This window comes from Albimonas marina (genome assembly GCF_029223255.1).
In the GTDB taxonomy this organism is placed as follows: domain Bacteria; phylum Pseudomonadota; class Alphaproteobacteria; order Rhodobacterales; family Rhodobacteraceae; genus Albimonas.
This window is the reverse complement of sequence record NZ_JARHUC010000008.1, coordinates 59488-76767: the sequence shown is the minus strand read 5'-3', so window position 1 is coordinate 76767 and position 17280 is coordinate 59488. Positions and strand designations below refer to the sequence as shown.

General features: G+C 74.1%; 11 protein-coding genes. 9 read left to right on the top strand and 2 right to left on the bottom strand.

Annotation, left to right across the window (positions count from 1 at the left end; translation table 11 throughout):
• Positions 1–772: 772 nt before the first annotated feature.
• From P2H44_RS20270 to P2H44_RS20250, 5 genes are all read left to right on the top strand, one after another.
• Complete coding sequence (locus tag P2H44_RS20270) at positions 773–1465, top strand: DUF4386 domain-containing protein (protein ID WP_275766504.1); 693 nt, start codon at positions 773–775, stop codon at positions 1463–1465.
• Between the two features lie 177 nt (positions 1466–1642).
• The gene (gene sseA, locus P2H44_RS20265) at positions 1643–2503 is read left to right on the top strand and encodes a 3-mercaptopyruvate sulfurtransferase (RefSeq protein WP_275766502.1); all 861 of its coding nucleotides are present in this window, start codon (positions 1643–1645) and stop codon (positions 2501–2503) included.
• On the top strand, positions 2500–3078 hold the full coding sequence (locus tag P2H44_RS20260; RefSeq protein ID WP_275766501.1) for a GNAT family N-acetyltransferase: 579 nt from the start codon (positions 2500–2502) through the stop codon (positions 3076–3078). The genes sseA and P2H44_RS20260 overlap by 4 nt, the downstream gene beginning before the upstream one ends.
• Before the next feature lie 649 nt (positions 3079–3727).
• On the top strand, positions 3728–7444 hold the full coding sequence (locus tag P2H44_RS20255) for a vitamin B12-dependent ribonucleotide reductase (RefSeq protein ID WP_275766499.1): 3717 nt from the start codon (positions 3728–3730) through the stop codon (positions 7442–7444).
• Positions 7445–8140: 696 nt separating this feature from the next.
• The gene (locus P2H44_RS20250; protein ID WP_275766496.1) at positions 8141–9013 is read left to right on the top strand and encodes a putative metalloprotease CJM1_0395 family protein; all 873 of its coding nucleotides are present in this window, start codon (positions 8141–8143) and stop codon (positions 9011–9013) included.
• A gap of 281 nt (positions 9014–9294) precedes the next feature.
• Here the strand turns inward: P2H44_RS20250 and P2H44_RS20245 are convergent, their stop codons facing one another.
• A complete protein-coding gene (locus tag P2H44_RS20245) occupies positions 9295–10542 on the bottom strand; it encodes an FAD-dependent monooxygenase (protein ID WP_275766493.1) in 1248 nt (415 codons plus the stop codon).
• 109 nt (positions 10543–10651) lie between these two features.
• Positions 10652–11344, bottom strand: a complete 693-nt coding sequence (locus tag P2H44_RS20240) for a pyrimidine 5'-nucleotidase (RefSeq protein ID WP_275766490.1) — start codon at positions 11342–11344, stop codon at positions 10652–10654.
• 459 nt (positions 11345–11803) lie between these two features.
• Here P2H44_RS20240 and P2H44_RS20235 point away from each other — a divergent pair, with 459 nt between their 5' ends.
• From P2H44_RS20235 to lpxC, 4 genes are all read left to right on the top strand, one after another.
• The gene (locus P2H44_RS20235) at positions 11804–12655 is read left to right on the top strand and encodes a class I SAM-dependent methyltransferase (RefSeq protein ID WP_275766488.1); all 852 of its coding nucleotides are present in this window, start codon (positions 11804–11806) and stop codon (positions 12653–12655) included.
• A 480-nt stretch (positions 12656–13135) separates the two neighbouring features.
• Positions 13136–14743: a cell division protein FtsZ gene (gene ftsZ, locus P2H44_RS20230; RefSeq protein WP_275766485.1), complete on the top strand. Its 1608-nt coding sequence runs from the start codon at positions 13136–13138 to the stop codon at positions 14741–14743.
• Between the two features lie 203 nt (positions 14744–14946).
• Entirely contained in the window at positions 14947–16116 is a 1170-nt protein-coding gene (locus tag P2H44_RS20225) for a hypothetical protein (RefSeq protein WP_275766482.1), read from the top strand.
• A gap of 240 nt (positions 16117–16356) precedes the next feature.
• Entirely contained in the window at positions 16357–17271 is a 915-nt protein-coding gene (lpxC, locus tag P2H44_RS20220; protein WP_275766479.1) for a UDP-3-O-acyl-N-acetylglucosamine deacetylase, read from the top strand.
• Positions 17272–17280: the final 9 nt, after the last annotated feature.

Sequence of the window (17280 nt, the reverse complement as noted above, 5' to 3'; positions counted from 1 at the left end):
CTGCGTCGCGCGGCCGGCGTCGGAGCGTCTTGCGGAATGTGGGCGGGAGGTGCGCTCGCGCCGGGCTGCGGGCCTTGGATCCGTCCCTTCCGAGGAAAAAAGTTGGCGGACGCGCATCACTTAAAATTTATTAAAATCAGTAGCTTGAAGGGTTCGCCGTTCACGTGATCGGGGCGTGAACGAAAGATTCATCTTTTTTCAGGGTTTGGCGAAACCCTCCGCCCGGCCGCCCCGTATCTGTGGATGTACCGGGGCGAGGGCGCGTCGTCCGGCCCCGGAGTTGCGTAAGTTCCGGGCGCGTTCGCGTGGTTTCGCCCGATCATCTCCCAGGCCGCCCGCGGCCGCGCGCCCTGCCTTCCTCGGGCCGCGCCGCGGGCGCCGAAGCCGCCCCGGTCCATGACCGGCGTCGGCCGGTTCGCGTAGCAGACACGGGCGCGTTCGCGTTGCGGCCCGATCGAGTTGGAGCGTCCCCTCGCCGCCGGGTCCCGGGCACGGACCGGCGTCCCGCGGGCCCTGCGCTCCAGGCGTGGCGTCGGCGTGCGGGCGTATCCGCGACGGCCGGCCCCGGCGCCCGACCGCGACGCTCAGGCGACGCGGCCGGGCGCCGGGGCCGCCGGAACGCCCCCTCTCTTTCGAGGCTCCTGGCGGCAAGGCCCTCGCCCCCCTCCCGACCGCTTCCGGTCCCCTCCGCCCGCGCCCTTGCGCCCCGCCGTCGGGCGGGGTCATCTGGCCGCGGGGCAGGGCGGCTGCGCGGGCGAGGGGAGACCGGGCGATGGGCGAGAGCGCGACGGCGACGGCTGCGATGGCGACCGCGTCCGAGGGGGCGCGGGCCCGCTGGGCGGGGGCGCTATACCTCGCGATCATCGCCGCCGGGATCTCGGCCGAGGTCGCGCTCCGCGGCGCGGTGGTGGTTCCCGGCGACGCGGCCGCCACGCTCGCGGCCGTCGCCGCCTGGCCGGGGGCGCTGCGCTGGGCGGCCATGCTCGACGTGGCGATGGTGGGCTGCGACGTGGGCGTGGGGGTGCTGCTCTATCTCCTGCTCCGGCCCGCGGGCGCGGCGCTGGCGCTGGCGGCGCTGGCCTTCCGGCTGCTGCAGGCGGCGGTGCTGGCGGCGAGCCTGCTGCTGCAGCCCGCCGCGCTCTTGGCCGCGGGGCAGGGGGGCGAGGCGGGGGCGCTGGTCCTGCCCCTGCTGGAGCTGCACGCGCTGGGCTACGACGTGGGCCTGGTCTTCTTCGGCCTCTCCTGCCTCGCGACCGCGGTCCTGCTGCGCCGCTCGCCCCTGTTCCCGACCTGGCTGGCGGCGGCGCCGGCGGCGGCGGGGGCGGTCTACCTGCTCGGCTCCACCCTGCGCCTGCTCGCGCCCGAGGTGCAGGCCCAGGTCCAGGCGATCTACCTCGTGCCGCTCGCGGCGGAGCTGCTGCTGGCCCTCACGCTCCTCCTGCGCGGCGCCCGCGCGCGGGGCTGAGGGCCCCCGCCCCCCTTCCGCACGGCGGAACAACCGCCCCGCGAGCGCCCGCTCGCGCCGCATCCGTCTTGATCCCTGCGCGGCGGAGCGGCTAGAGACGCCTTTCGGGCCGGCCGTCGTCACGACAGGCCGGCCGCCGGGTGAACCGACCGGAACCAAGGGTGGAAGGAGACACGCATGGCCGCGAGCGACGATCGGCTGCTGGTGAGCACGGAGTGGCTGGCCGAGCATCTCGATGCGCCCGACGTACGCGTTCTCGACGCCTCCTGGTGGCTTCCCGCCGCCGGGCGCGACGCGAAGGCCGAGTATGCGCAGGCCCACATCCCCGGCGCGCAGTTCTTCGACATCGACGAGATTTCCGACAGCCGCTCCGAGCTGCCCCACATGGCCCCTCCGCAGGAGAAGTTCGTCTCCCGCGTGCGCGCCATGGGCATCGGCGACGCGCACCGTGTGGTGGTCTACGATGCCGCCGGCCTGTTCTCGGCCGCGCGGGTGTGGTGGCTGTTCCGCCTGTTCGGGCACCATGACGTGGCGGTGCTGGACGGCGGCCTGCCCAAGTGGCTGGCCGAGGGCCGCCCGACCGAGGACATGCCCCCCCTGCCGCGCGATCGCCACTTCGTCGCCCGGCGCAACGCGATGCTGGTCAAGGACGTGACCCAGGTGGCCGCGGCCCTGAAGCTGGGCAAGGAGCAGGTGGTCGACGCCCGCTCCGCCCCCCGCTTCGCGGGCGAGCAGCCCGAGCCGCGTCCCGGCCTGCGCGCGGGCCACATCCCCGGCGCGCGCAACGTGCCCTACGACACGCTGCTGAACGCCGACGGCACCATGAAGGACGCCGAGGCCTTGCGCGCGGTGTTCGAGGGGGCGGGGGTCGATCTCTCCCGCCCGGTGATCTCGTCCTGCGGCTCGGGCGTCACCGCCTGCGTGCTCGACCTGGCGCTGGAGCGGATCGGGCACAAGCAGCACGCGGTCTACGACGGCTCTTGGGCCGAGTGGGGCGCCTATCCCGACCTCGCCATCGAGACGGGCCCCGCGCGATGACCCCGGCGGGGGGCGCCAACGCGGGCGGGCTCTCGGGCAAGGCGGGCGAGCGGATCTCGGTCGCGATCACCTGGCTGGAGATGACCCGCCGCCCCGAGGGCCTGCATTTCCCCCTGCCGATGAACGCCCCCGTGGCGCTGGTGCGCGCCAAGGCGCCGCCGGCGTCCTATTTCCTCTACCTCTACCGGCTGGTCGGCGAGGACTACGAGTGGACCGACCGGCTCGCGGACGATCCCGCGACGCTGGAGCGCGAGCTCGCGCGCGAGGACATGGCCCTCAACACCCTGATGTGGGAGGGCTGGCCCGCCGGCTTCTTCCTGCTGGACTGGCGCCAGGCGGGGGTGTGCGAGCTGGCCTACTTCGGCCTCGCCGGCGCGACCCGCGGCCAGGGCCTGGCGAAATGGCTGCTGGCCGAGGCGATCCACGCCGGCTGGTCGCGCCCGGGCGTCGAGAAGATGACCGTGAACACCTGCGCCCTCGACCACCCCTCGGCGCTGCCCCTCTACCAGCGCATGGGCTTCTCGCCCGTGCGCCGGACGGAGGTGGAGCGGGTGCTGACGCGCGACATCGGCTGAAGGCGCCGCGTCGGGCGTCGCGCCCGTTGCTTGCGAACCGCCCGCGGCGCGCCGCGGGCGTTCGTGCTTGGGGGCGCCGTCTCCTGCCTCCGGACGAGGGAAGACCTCCCTGGGCGGGAGCGCCGCATCGGGCGTCCCGCTGCGGGCATGGTTCGGCCCGCGGCGCGGGACGGACGTGCGCGCCTGAGGGCCTCCGTTCCAGCGAGGCGCGCGCTCGCCGGGCGTCGCCGGCCCCGATCCCCCGTCCGACTCGCCGACCGTCTTCGCGGAACCGGGCCGGCGCCGTCGCGGCCCGCGACGTCGCGCAGGCCTCCTCTGGACGCGGGAGGGCGACTCGTTGATTAATGTTCCGTGTTCGTTCCGGATGCGCGCGAGCCCCACCCCTAGCGGCCCCGCCGAGGTCAACGACTAAATCTAGCGAGATTGCAGAAAAACGGGGTTGTCGAGTCGGCCGGATTCCATAATCTAGGGCTCAGCAGGACAGAGCCGCCTACATCTGGTGGTCACCGCCACCACGGGGGCTTCGGCCGCCATACCGGACATCAAGATCCTGGGCGCCTCCGGCGCCCCTGCCGCGCGGAGGGGTTCGCGCGGTTCCGACCAACGCGTCTTAAGCGCCTGGCAAAACAGGCCGAAGAGGGACACCACCATGCAGATCGCCCGCCGTTTCACCGAAGCCGGCGCCTCCCCCTACGAGGCCTTCGAGTTCCGCAAGGCCACGTCCGAGATCCGCAATCCCAACGGCTCGATCGTCTTCAGCCTGCGGGACATCGACGTCCCCGCCGGCTGGTCGCAGGTCGCCGCCGACGTCCTCGCCCAGAAGTACTTCCGCAAGGCCGGCGTGCCCGCGCGCCTGAAGAAGGTCGCCGAAGAGGGCGTGCCCGAATTCCTGTGGCGCTCGGTCCCCGACGAGGCCGCGCTGAAGAAGATGTCAAAGGACAAGCGGTACGGCGGCGAGACCCGCGCCCAGCAGGTCTTCGACCGGCTGGCAGGCGCCTGGGCCTACTGGGGCTGGAAGGGCGGCTACTTCTCGTCCGAGGCCGACGCGCAGGCCTATTACGACGAGATGCGCCACATGCTGTGCGCCCAGATGGCCGCGCCGAACAGCCCGCAGTGGTTCAACACCGGCCTGCACTGGGCCTACGGCATCGACGGTCCGTCGCAGGGCCACTTCTACGTCGACTACCAGACCGGCGAGCTGGTGAAGTCCGCCTCCGCCTACGAGCACCCGCAGCCCCACGCCTGCTTCATCCAGTCCGTCTCCGACGACCTGGTGAACGAGGGCGGGATCATGGACCTGTGGACCCGCGAGGCGCGGCTGTTCAAATACGGGTCGGGCACCGGCACCAACTTCTCCTCCGTGCGCGCCGAGAACGAGCCGCTGGGCGGCGGCGGCCGCTCGTCGGGCCTGATGTCCTTCCTCAAGATCGGCGACCGCGCCGCGGGCGCCATCAAGTCGGGCGGCACCACGCGGCGCGCCGCCAAGATGGTGATCTGCGACATGGATCACCCCGACGTGGAGGCCTTCATCAACTGGAAGGTCCGCGAGGAGCAGAAGGTCGCCTCCCTCGTCGCCGGCTCCAAGGCGCATGAGCGTCGCCTCAACGAGATCTTCGCCGCCATCCGCGCCTTCGACGGCTCGGAGGAGGGCGCGACCGATCCCAAGGCGAACCCCGGCCTGAAGGCGGCCCTGAAGGCCGCCCGCCGCGACATGATCCCCGAGACCTACGTCAAGCGCGTGCTGCAGTACGCGGCCCAGGGCTATTCCTCGATCGAGTTCTCGACCTACGACACCGACTGGGACGGCGAGGCCTACCTGACCGTCTCGGGCCAGAACTCCAACAACTCCGTGCGCGTCACCGACGCCTTCCTGGCCGCGGTCCGCGAGGACAAGCCCTGGGAGCTGATCCGGCGCACCGACGGCAAGGTCGCCAAGACCGTCTCGGCCCGCGAGCTGTGGGACCAGATCGGCCACGCCGCCTGGGCCTGCGCCGACCCGGGCATCCAGTTCCACGACACCATCAACGCCTGGCACACCTGCCCGACGGACGGCCCGATCCGCGCCTCGAACCCGTGCTCCGAGTACATGTTCCTGGACGACACGGCCTGCAACCTAGCCTCGATGAACCTGCTCGCGTTCCTCAACGCCGGCGAGTTCGACGTCGAGGGCTATGAGCACGCCACCCGCCTGTGGACCGTGACGCTCGAGATCTCGGTGCTGATGGCGCAGTTCCCGTCGAAGGAGATCGCGCAGCGCTCCTACGACTACCGCACGCTGGGGCTCGGCTACGCCAACATCGGCGGCCTGCTGATGAACATGGGCCTGGGCTACGACTCCGAGGAGGGCCGCGCCCTCGCCGGCGCCCTGACCGCGATCATGACCGGCGTCAGCTACGCCACCTCGGCCGAGATGGCCGCCGAGGTCGGGCCGTTCCCCTGCTACGAGCGCAACGCCTCGGACATGCTCCGCGTGATCCGCAATCACCGTCGCGCCGCCTATGGCGAGACCGCGGGCTACGAGGGCCTGGCCGTGAACCCGGTCGCCCTCGACATCGAGAACTGCCCCGACGCGCTGCTGGTCGAGCGGGCCCAGGCCGCCTGGGACGAGGCCCTGGCGCTGGGCGAGGCCCACGGCTACCGCAACGCGCAGGCCTCGGTGATCGCTCCGACCGGCACCATCGGCCTGGTGATGGACTGCGACACGACGGGCATCGAGCCTGACTTCGCCCTGGTGAAGTTCAAGAAGCTGGCCGGCGGCGGCTACTTCAAGATCATCAACCAGTCGGTTCCCGCCGCGCTGGAGACGCTGGGCTACGACGAGGTCGCCATCGACCGGATCGTGCGCTACGCGGTCGGCCACGGCACGCTGTCGAACGCCCCCGGCGTGAACCTGGCGGCGCTGTCGGCCAAGGGCTTCGGCCCCGAGCAGCTGGAGAAGATCGAGGCCGCGACCGAGAGCGCCTTCGACATCTCCTTCGTCTTCAACCAGTTCACCCTGGGCCTGGAGTTCTGCCGCGACACGCTGGGCATCCCGGAGGAGAAGCTCAACGACCCCGCCTTCTCGCTCCTCAAGCACCTGGGCTTCTCGAAGGCCGACATCGACGCCGCCAACCTGCACGTCTGCGGCACGATGACGGTCGAGGGCGCGCCGGGCCTCGACCCCGAGCATCTGCCCGTCTTCGACTGCGCCAACCCCTGCGGCAAGATCGGCAAGCGGTTCCTCTCGGTCGAGAGCCACATCCGCATGATGGCCGCCGCCCAGTCCTTCATCTCGGGCGCGATCTCCAAGACCGTGAACATGCCCAACGAGGCCACGATCGAGGACTGCCTGGAGGCCTATGAGCTGAGCTGGTCGCTCGGCGTGAAGGCCAACGCCCTCTACCGCGACGGCTCCAAGCTCTCGCAGCCCCTCTCGGCCTCGCTGATCGAGGACGAGGAGGACGAGGAGGAGCTGATCGAGGCCCCGATGGCCGCCCGCGCCGAGATCGTCGCCGAGAAGATCGTCGAGAAGATCATCGTCAAGGAGATCCGCCGCGCCGCCGCCGACCGCCAGAAGCTGCCCGAGCGTCGCAAGGGCTACACCCAGAAGGCCATCGTCGGCGGGCACAAGGTCTACCTGCGCACCGGCGAGTACCAGGATGGGCGCCTGGGCGAGATCTTCATCGACATGCACAAGGAAGGCGCCGCCTTCCGCGCGATGATGAACAACTTCGCCATCGCGATCTCGGTCGGCCTCCAGTACGGCGTGCCGCTGGAGGAGTTCGTCGAGGCCTTCACCTTCACCCGCTTCGAGCCGGCGGGCCTGGTGCAGGGCAACGACTCGATCAAGAACGCGACCTCGATCCTCGACTACATCTTCCGGGAGCTGGCGGTGTCCTACCTGGACCGCACCGATCTCGCCCACGTGCAGCCCGAGGGCGTGCGCTTCGACGAGATGGGCCGCGGCGACGAGGAGGGGAAGCGCAACTTCACCGAGGCGCCCGAGAGCGTGGCCGAGCAGGCGGTGGCGATGCTGCGCGAGATGACCTCGCCCGGCTACACCCGCCAGCGGATGCCGCAGAACCTGGTGCTGCTGCGCGGCGGCCAGGACATCTCCGAGACCTCGGTCGCCGCGGTCTCCACCGCCGCCGTCGCGACCGCCGAGGTCGAGGCGCAGCCGATCGGCTCGGCCATCGCCGACACGCTGGTCAAGCCGGTGGCCTCCGAGCTCGACGGACGCGCCTCCGGCGCGATGGACGACCGCGCCAAGGCCCGCATGCAGGGCTACGAGGGCGACCCCTGCGGGGAGTGCGGGAACTTCACGCTGGTGCGCAACGGCACCTGCCTGAAGTGCAACACCTGCGGCGGCACCTCGGGCTGCAGCTGAGAACGACGAGGGAGCGGCGGCGTCTCGCCGCTCCCGCCCGGAACAGGCCGCAGGCGAAAAAACCTACGAGCAGAGAGCGAGAGAAGCCTGATCCGACCCACTTGAGGGAGGCGCGCCCCGCGCCTCCCTTCTTCTTGTTCAGGCTCCGGAAGGCGCGGTTTCCGCGCGGTTTAGCGGGGCGTCGCGACTGTCCGCGGGCCAAGTCGCGGGCGGTCGTCAACCGACGAGCAACGGTCGCGGGGGGCCTGCCGGGCCGAAACGGGCCCGGGGACTTGACGCGGAGGCGCGCCGGCGAAGTTGCGGGGGCGCGTTTAACGCTTTCTCAACGTTTCCTTGCGAAAACCGTCGCTCCGGTCGAAGGGCCGGGGTCGGCCGCGAAGGGCCGACGGCGCCGGGGGCGGGAACGCCGGCCCCCGGGGCGGAGGCGCCGAACGGCGCCCAGGGGTCGACGAACGGTCGACGGGCGCGGCGAAGGTCGCGCGGCAAACGTCTGAAGCTCGTGCCGGAGGGCTGCGGTTCGACCCGCGGCGATCGTGCGGCGAACTCAGGATTGGATGTCCGGGTCGCCCGAAACCTGGCGACGCGCGCCCGCTGCGGCGGCGCGGCGGACGCGGCGGCTTGCGCCGCCCCTCCGCCCACCCGCCCGCGATCCGACGCCCCGCCCGATGCGACCCGGAGTTCGCTGGACCGAAGATCATGCTGGGGACCCTTTCGACACATGCGGCCGCGCCCGCCGCCCGTCGCGTCGATCCGGCGGCCGCGCTGCGCGCCCCCGGCGCCGCGCCCGAGGCGGCCGGCCCCCCGCGCCGCGCCGCGCCCGACACCGCCGCGCCCGAGGCCGTGGCCGGCGCGCTCTCCGCGCTCGCCCGCAGCCGCGCGACCCCGTCCTCCGTCTTCGCCGCGCGCGTCGAGGAGGGCGAGGCCGAGGGCTCCGCCACGTCCCGCGAGGCGGCCTCCGCCCTCCCGCCCGCCGCCCCGCCGCGCCGTTCCGCCGGCCCCGCGGCCGTCGAGCGGGCCGCAGGCGCGTCCGCGGGCTTCGCCGCGGCGGGGCCGGAGGCGACCCCCTCCGCCGCGTCCGACCCCTCCGCCGGGCCGCGCCCCGCGTCCTCCCCCGCAGCCGAGGTCTCCGCGCCGCGTCGCGCCGATCCGCTGCGGTCGGGCCTCAGCGAGGAGGATCTCGCCGTCGTCGCCGAGCTCGAGCAGCGCGACCGCGAGGTGCGCGAGCATGAGATGGCCCATGTCACCGCCGGCCGCCCCTGGGCGGGCCCGGCGGTGTATCTCTACCAGACCGGCCCCGACGGGCGGCGCTACGCCATCGGCGGCTTCGCGCCCATCGACGTCTCGCCCATCGAGGGCAACCCCGAGGCCACCGCCGCCAAGATGCGCATCGTGATCGAGAGCGCGCTGGCCGCCCAGCCGCCCTCGCCCGCCGACCGCCATGTCGCCGCCCTCGCCCAGGCCCGCCTGCAGGCCGCGCTCGCCGCGATCTCCGAGGTCGGCCGGCTCGAGCGCCAGGGCGACGAGGCCGGCGCCGAGGCCGCCCGCCAGACCGTCTCCACCCGGATCTGATCCCGCGCGCCCGACGGGAGCGGGAGGCGCCGCGTCCCCCGCCCGTCCGCCGACGCCGTCCCGCCCGCGGCGCAGCCCCGCCGAAGGCGCCCGGCCCCTCCGTTTCCCGATGATCGAAGACATCCCACGTCGCCGTCGGCGCCCCGGCGAGCGGTCCGCGCGCCCCTCGCCGCCTGTTCCCGTCGCCCCGCGGCGCCCCGCCGGGACCGCGCCGCGAGCGGGCGGCCGGCGTCGGGCGGGGCCGGGGCGCGGCGCTCCCGCCTCGCGGCCGGGCGGAGGCGTCAGTCGGCGGAGGCTTCGGGCGCTGCGGGGCGCATGCCCATGCCCAGGCGCATCGCGCCCCGGCGCAGGGGCGCCACGTCGTGGATCGCCTTCAGGCCCAGCCGGCGCAGGTCGCGCAGCGGGGGCGCGCCCAGCATCGCCGCGCGGTTCAGCGCGTCGATGCCCGCCACCCGCGCCGCCATCTCGGGCCAGCGGCTGCGGTGATAGGCGGCCAGCACCGACTGCGCGCCGGGATCGCCGCCCGCCCGCGCCGCCTCGCCCGCCAGCCGGGCCAGCGCCGCGGCGTCGGCGATCGACATGTTCAGGCCCTGCGCCCCGATCGGCGGCACCACGTGGGCCGCCTCGCCCATCAGCGCCACCCGCGCCCCGTCCAGCCGCGGCGCGAGCTGCGCCACGATCGGCCACAGCGCCACCTCCGAGACCACCCGCAGCCAGCCCAGCACCCCGCAGGAGCGCGCGTTCAGCGCCTGGGCGAAGGCCTCCGGGTCCTCGCGCGCCATCCGCTGCAGCGCCACGGCGCGCGGCCCCTCCTCCATCCACACGATCGAGGAGCGCGGCCGCCCCTGCGCGTCGTCGGGCAGGGGCACCAGGGTGAACGGCCCGCCGGCGCGGTGGATCTCGGTCGAGACATCGCGATGCGGCTCGGGATGCGTCACGGCCAGCACCAGCGCCTTCTGGGAATAGCTCCAGCGCGGCGCCTCGAGCCCGGCCATGCGCCGGGTGGGGCTGTCGCGCCCGTCGGCGGCCACCACCAGCCGCGCGCGAACCTGGGTTCCGTCCGACAGCGCGGCCAGCGCCTCGCCGTCGCGCGCGACCAGCCGCGCCAGCGCCGCGGGGGCGCGCAGCGCGGCGCCGGGCAGGGCGCGGAGCCGCTCGGTCAGGGCGGCGCGGATCGTGAGGTTGGGCAGGTTCCAGCCGAAGGGCGCCTCCTGCATCTCGGCGGCCACGAAGTCGGCCGTCTCGCGCGGGACCTCGGCGCGCCCGCCGGCGTCGACCAGGCGCATCACCTTCAGGGGCGCCGCGCGGCCGGCCATCAGCGGCCAGGCCCCGCAGCGCTCCAGCGCCTCGACCGAGGGGGTCAGCAGCGCGGCGGTGCGGATGTCGGCGCCCGGCGCGTCGGGCCCCGCGGGCGGAGGCGCCGCGTCCACGCACAGCGTGGAGAGCCCCTCGGCGGCGAACAGGCAGGCGGCCGAGAGGCCCGCCGCCCCGCCGCCCACGACCAGGATGTCGACCTCGATGCGTTCCATGCCCCACCAGATAGCGCGCGTCCGCCCCCCGCGCCACGCGGCACGGCGGCCAGGAGCGTCGCAGGCGCGGCCGCGGCCCCGGCGGACCGAGGGAGCGTGGCCGTCCCGCTCAGACCAGCTTTTCGAGGAACCCCGCCAGGTCGTCGGTCTGGTGCAGCACGTGGGGCGGCGCCTCGACCTCGGCGGCCTTCGGGTCGACCCACACCGTCTCCAGCCCCAGCGTGCAGGGCGCGAGCAGGTTGCGCGGGTCGTCCTCGAACATCGCCGCGCGGTTCGGGTCCAGCCCGTCGGCGCCGAAGATGCGCTGGTAGGCGGCGGGGGCGGGCTTGGGCGTGTAGAAGGCGCTCTCGACCCCGTAGAAGGCCTCGAACAGGTCCTGGATGCCCAGCGCCTCGGTCACCTGGCGGGCGTATTTCGCGGTGCCGTTGGTGTAGACGATCGAGCGGCCGGGCAGGGCCGCGATCGCTGCGCGCAGGCGCGGGTTGCGGCTCAGCGGCGCGAAGTCGATGTCGTGCACGTATTCCAGGAACGGATCGGGGTCGATGCCGTGGTGGATCATCAGCCCCGCCAGCGTGGTGCCGTGGTCGTGCCAGTAGGCGCGGCGCAGGCGGGCGGCCTCGGCGTCGTCGACGCCCAGCTCGCGGATCACGAAGCGGGTGATCTTGTCCTCGATCTGGTCGAAAAGGCGCTCGTGCGGGGGGTAGAGCGTGTTGTCGAGATCGAACACCCAGGTCTCCACCCGCGCGAAGGCGCGGCGGAGGGCGTCGGGATCGGCGTCGGGGGCGAGGGTCGCGAGGCTCATGTCCCGGCGATACCACCCGCCCCGGGCCCCGTCCATCGACGCGCCGCCGCGGGGGCGCCGCAGGGGCGGGCGCGGCCGGGGCCGCGCAGGCGCCGCGCCACGCGCCCGCCCGGGGCCGGCGCCGCGCCCGCGGCGCGTCCCCGTGGTCGCGCCCGGGGCGACCGCCGCCCGGGGCGCGGAGGGCGCGCGGCAGGGCCTCCGGGCGCAGGCCGCCCGCCACCCGCGGCGGCGCGGCCCGGCGCCCGGCCGGCCCCGCGCCGCGGGCGCGGCGGCGATGCCGGACGGGCGGTCGACGCGGCGCGCCCGCGGAGCGACGGCGCCCGGCGGGCGGCCCGGGCCCGGCCCGCCGCCCGCGCCTCCGCCCCCGGCCCCGTTCCGCCCCCGCGGTTGCGGCGGCGCCCGACCGCCCCACATTGAACAGGCGACGGAGCAGGACGACGACGAACGGGAGGGGCGGGAATGTACGCGGCGGACGAATGGCGCGGGGCGCAGGGCAGACGCTGGGCCAAGGGCGCCCAGGCGCAGGACGCGTTCCTCGCCCCCTTCGGCGAGGCGGCGCTCGTCGCCCAGGGGCCCGTCGCCGCCCTGCAGGTGCTCGACCTCGGCTGCGGCGCGGGCGCGACCACCGTGGCGATGGCCCAGGCGGGCGCGCGGGTGACGGGCCTCGACGTCTCCCCCGACCTCGTGGCGATGACCCGCGAGCGCATCGCCGCTGCCGGCCTCTCGCCCGAGCAGGCCGACGCGGTCGAGGCCGATGCCGGGCGCAACCCGCCCCCCGGCCCCTACGACCGCCTGTTCTCCCGCTTCGGCTGCATGTTCTTCGACGAGCCCGAGCCCGCCTGGCGCGGCCTGCGCAAGGTTCTCGCCCCCGGCGGCTGGCTGACCGCCATCGCCTGGCGCGGGCTGGAGGAGAACGAGTGGGCCTCCCTCGCCATGACCGCCGCGCGCGAGGCCTTCGCCGAGGCCGGCGAGCCCCTCGCCCCGCCCGCGCCGCCCGGCGCGCCGGGGCCCTTCGGCTGGGCCGATCCCCAGATCGTGCGCCCCTGGCTCGAGGGGGCGGGCTGGCGGGAGGTGGCCTTCTCGCCCTTCGACCTCTCCCTGCCGCTGGTCGCCCGGGACGAGCCCGATCCCGTCGCCGCCGCGGTGACCCGCGCGATGGAGGCCGGCCCCGCCGCCGGGCGCCTGCGCGACGCGCCCGAGCCGGTGCGCGAGGATGCCGCCCGCCGCCTGCGCGCGGTGTTCGAGGCGCGAGCCGCCGAGGGGCCGATCCGCATCTCCTGCGCCGCCTGGATCGTCTCGGCCCAGGCCTAGACGCCGGGGCCGCGCGTGGGCCTCGCCCGGCCCCGGCGCCGCCTGAAGGGGGCGTGGGCCGGTGCGCGGCGTCAGGTGAACGGGCCTTCGCCGAACGTGCAATCGCATCCCGCCGGGTGGGGATCGCCCCCGCGATCTGACGCAGCGTCCATGGCGTTTCAATTGATCCGTGAGGTCAACATCGAACGCCATCCATCTGAGCATGCTGCATTTTGGCGAATCGTGGCCATACCGGGGCAATCATGGCCCGGAAACCCATGTAATTAACGCATTTTTGCGTGACCGGGCGGCTTGCATCGGTTAATCTCGCCTCAATACAAGAAGGCGCGGACGGCGAAACAAAAAGACCGGCGCGCCATAGATCGAGCGGCAACCGACCCATCCCATTTCCGCGTGCCCCCGGGGGGACTCCCCCTCGTGCAGCGCGAAGCCCGAGGCAGGCGGCCGACGGGAAGGGTCCAGAACATACAGGCGGGCGACATGTCCCTCACTCTCATGATTCCGGAGCAGACCGAGCTGTCTCCGCGCATCACCGTCTTCGGCGTGGGCGGGGCGGGCGGCAACGCCGTCAACAACATGATCGAGCAGGCGCTGGACGGGGTCGACTTCGTCGCCGCCAACACCGACGCGCAGGCCCTTCAGCAGTCCAAGGCCACGCGCCGCATCCAGCTGGGCACCACCGTGACCCAGGGCCTGGGCGCCGGCGCCAAGCCGCAGGTCGGCTGCTCGGCCGCCGAGGAGTCGATCGAGGAGATCGTCGAGAGCCTGCACGGCGCGCACATGTGCTTCATCACCGCCGGCATGGGCGGCGGCACCGGCACCGGCGCGGCCCCCGTGATCGCCCGCGCCGCGCGCGAGATGGGCGTGCTGACCGTCGGCGTGGTGACCAAGCCGTTCCACTTCGAGGGCGGCCGCCGGATGCGCTTCGCCGAGGCCGGCATCGAGGAGCTGCAGCGCGTCGTCGACACGCTGATCATCATCCCCAACCAGAACCTGTTCCGCCTGGCCAACGAGCGCACGACCTTCGCCGAGGCCTTCATGATGGCCGACGACGTGCTCTACCAGGGCGTCAAGGGCGTCACCGACCTGATGGTCCGCCCGGGCCTGATCAACCTCGACTTCGCCGACGTCCGCTCGGTGATGGACGAGATGGGCAAGGCGATGATGGGCACCGGCGAGGCCTCGGGCGAGGATCGCGCCGTGCAGGCCGCCGAGAAGGCCATCGCCAACCCGCTGCTGGACGAGATCAGCCTGAAGGGCGCCAAGGGCGTGCTGATCAACATCACCGGCGGCTACGACCTGACCCTGTTCGAGCTCGACGAGGCCGCCAACCGCATCCGCCAGGAAGTGGATCCGGACGCCAACATCATCGTCGGCTCGACGCTCGACCCGGACATCGACGGCGTGATGCGCGTCTCGGTCGTGGCCACCGGCATCGAGGCCGAGGACTGCGTGCGCGAGACCCCGCGCCCGGTGCGCGCCGCCGACGCCAAGGCCCTCGAGATCGCGCCCGAGCCGACCCCGGCGCCGGCCGCCGTGCAGACCCCCGTCGCCGAGCCGGTCGCCGCCCAGGCCGCGCCCGCCCCGGCGCCGCAGCCGGCGCCCGCGCCGCAGCCCGCCGTCGCGCGCGTCCACGACTTCGACGAGCGTCCGCTGGCCGAGGCGCCCGCCCCTGCGCCCGAGGCGCAGCCCGGCAACCGCTTCGAGCAGGACGGCGCCTTCATCGCCCCGGCCGCCGAGACGCCCGCCTCGGCTGCGGCCGCCGCCGCCGCCCAGCCCCGCGTGGCCGGCGAGCCCTCGGCCGAGACGCTGGCCCGCCTGCAGGCGGCTGTGTCCCACCCGGCCGATCCTGCGGCGCGGCGCCCCGAGGCGCCCGCGCCCCGTCCCGCGCCGACCCCCGCGGCGGCCCCCGCCGCCCGCCAGGAGCCGCGCTTCGGGATCAACAGCCTGATCCACCGCATGACCGGCTCGGGCGACTCGGCCGCGCGTCCCGCCGCCCGCGGCGAGCCCAGCCTGCGCGCCGACGATCACGCCGAGGCCGACCGCCAGCGCGAGATCCCGGCCTTCCTGCGCCGCCAGGCCAACTGAGGCCCGCGGCCGGGGCCCTCGCGCCCTCCGGCCGCCCTTGCGACATCGCCGCCCGGCCCCCGGAAAACCCGGGGCCGGGCGGATTTCGTTTCGGCCGGCCGTTCACATCGGCTGCGGTTTAGATTAACGATTTGTTCAGAACGGAATTGACCCGAGGCGCCGCTCAGCCTTCGCGCGGGGCCCGCGATTGGACGGGGATGTCGATGTTCGAATTGCTCGTCGGCCTCTTCGCGATTTCCGCGATCAGCTGCCTGGCCGCCCTCGTGGCGCTGATGAAGCCCTACCACCCGTTCCGCTCGCGCATCGGCGCGCTGCAGACGCTGGGCCTGGGCTTCCTGTGCGCGGTGGCGGCGATGTTCGGGGCCGGGATCATCAACGACACCCGCGCCACGTTCGACCCCGCCCAGCACCTCGCGTCCGCCCGCCACGAGGGCGCCGACACGACCGAGGCGCCCGCGGACGCGCCCGCCGCCGTCCTCCAGCCCCCCGCCGAATCCGCCCGCGCCCTGCGCATCGCCGCCGAGGCCGCGGCGCTGGCCGAGGCCCGGGCCGAGGAGGAGGCCGCCCAGCCCGACGCCGCCCCCGGCGCGATCCCGGGCGCGCTTCCCGTCGCCGCGGCCGGGCGCGAGCCCCCCTCGGCCGAGGCCGGCGGGCTGCTGAGCGCCATCGCCTCCGCCGACTGGGACGACGCGCAGGACCGGCTCGCGCGCCTGCGCGCCGGCGGCTGGGACCTCGCCGCCATCCTCTCCCAGGCCGAGCGCGCGGCCCGCGCCAAGGTGCGCGGCGTCTCCGCCTCCGACCCGGCCTCGGCGCGCGACGGCTACCTGCTGCTCGCCGCCCTCGATCCCACCGATCCCTCCTACGCCGAGAAGGCCGACAGCTTCGCCGCCGCCGCCGAGCGCGCCGCGCCCGCCGGCGACGTCGCGGACCGGCTGGAGCGGGTGGAGGATCCCGCGACGGGGGAGGTCTGGCTCGAACATCCCGACCGGCCACGCTACGTCGGCTCCCGCTCCACCGTGATGCTCGCCATCGGGCCGGAGGGGCAGGCGCGGCCGCAGTTGCGGATGCGCACGGTCTACGCGGCGCGCGAGTGGCTGTTCGTCGACACCGTGCAGGCGGTCTTCGCCGGGCGGACCGAGAGCCTCTCCGCCGGCTGGTTCGAGCGCGAGGACGGCGCCGCCACCTTCGAGTGGCGCGACGAGCGTCCCGACCCCGCCCAGCTCGCGATCCTGCGCGCGCTGGCGGCGGCGGACGACGCCATCCTGCGCTTCTCCGGCCTGCAGGAGAGCCGCGACGTCCCCTTCGCCCGCGCCGACCGCGAGGCGCTGGCCGACATGCTCGCCGCCTGGGACGAGCTGGGCGGGAACGGCTAGGCTGTCGCCGCGCCCGGCGCAGGGGCCTGCGACGCTCTCTCCCGCGTGATCCTCGCCTGCGGCCGAAAGCGCAGCTGCGGCAACGGCTTGCCGCACTGCGTGAGGGCCTGTCGCAATCCGTTGCAAAGCTTGATTTGTGTGGACGCCCCCGTGGCCTTAGGTCGAGGGCAACAAAAAAGTAACCAATAGGCGAAGTCCGCAGGACTAGCAGGGCAGACAGGCAGTAGAGAGGGCGAGACAGTGCAGGCCACCGTCAGATCGGCGATCGAGTTCCGCGGTTGCGGCCTTCATTCGGGCCGTCCCGCCCGGCTGCGCATCCTGCCCGCCTCGGTCAACTACGGCATCTGGTTCAAGCGCGTGGACGTCGAGGCCGACGGCTCCGGCCGCGACGCCATGATCCACGCCCGCTGGGATCTGGTGGCCGACACCCGCCTGTGCACCGTGATCCGCAACCGCGACGGCGTCTCGGTCTCGACGATCGAGCATATCATGGCCGCCCTCGCCGGCTGCGGCGTGACCAACGCGCTGGTCGAGATCGACGGGCCCGAGGTTCCGATCATGGACGGCTCCTCCGTCGCCTTCGCCGAGGGCATCCGCGGCGCCGGCCTCGTCGGCCTGCGCGGCGAGGCCCGCGCAATCCGCATCCTCAAGCCCATCGAGGTCGAGGACGGCGGGCGCCTCGCGCGGCTCGAGCCGGCCGACAATTTCGAGATCGACTTCGGCATCGAATTCGAGGACGCCGCCATCGGCTCCCAGTCGCTGAAGCTGACGCTGGTCAACGGCGCCTTCATGGAGCATCTGGCCGACTGCCGCACCTTCTGCCGCCAGGCCGAGGTGGACGCGATGCAGAAGGCCGGCCTCGCGCTCGGCGGCTCGCTCGACAACGCTATCGTGGTCGACGGCGCCCAGGTGCTGAACCCCGGCGGCCTGCGTCGCCCGGACGAGTTCGTGCGCCACAAGATGCTGGACGCCGTGGGCGACCTCGCGCTCGCCGGCGCGCCGATCATCGGCCGCTACGTGGGCCGCCGCGCCGGCCACGAGATGAACAACCGCGTGCTGCGCGCGCTGTTCGGCAACCCCGACGCCTGGCGCGTCGAGGTGGCGCCCGAGCCGACCCGCCACGGCCTGGGCCTCGGCCTGCGCGCCGCGGCCTGAGGGCCGGCG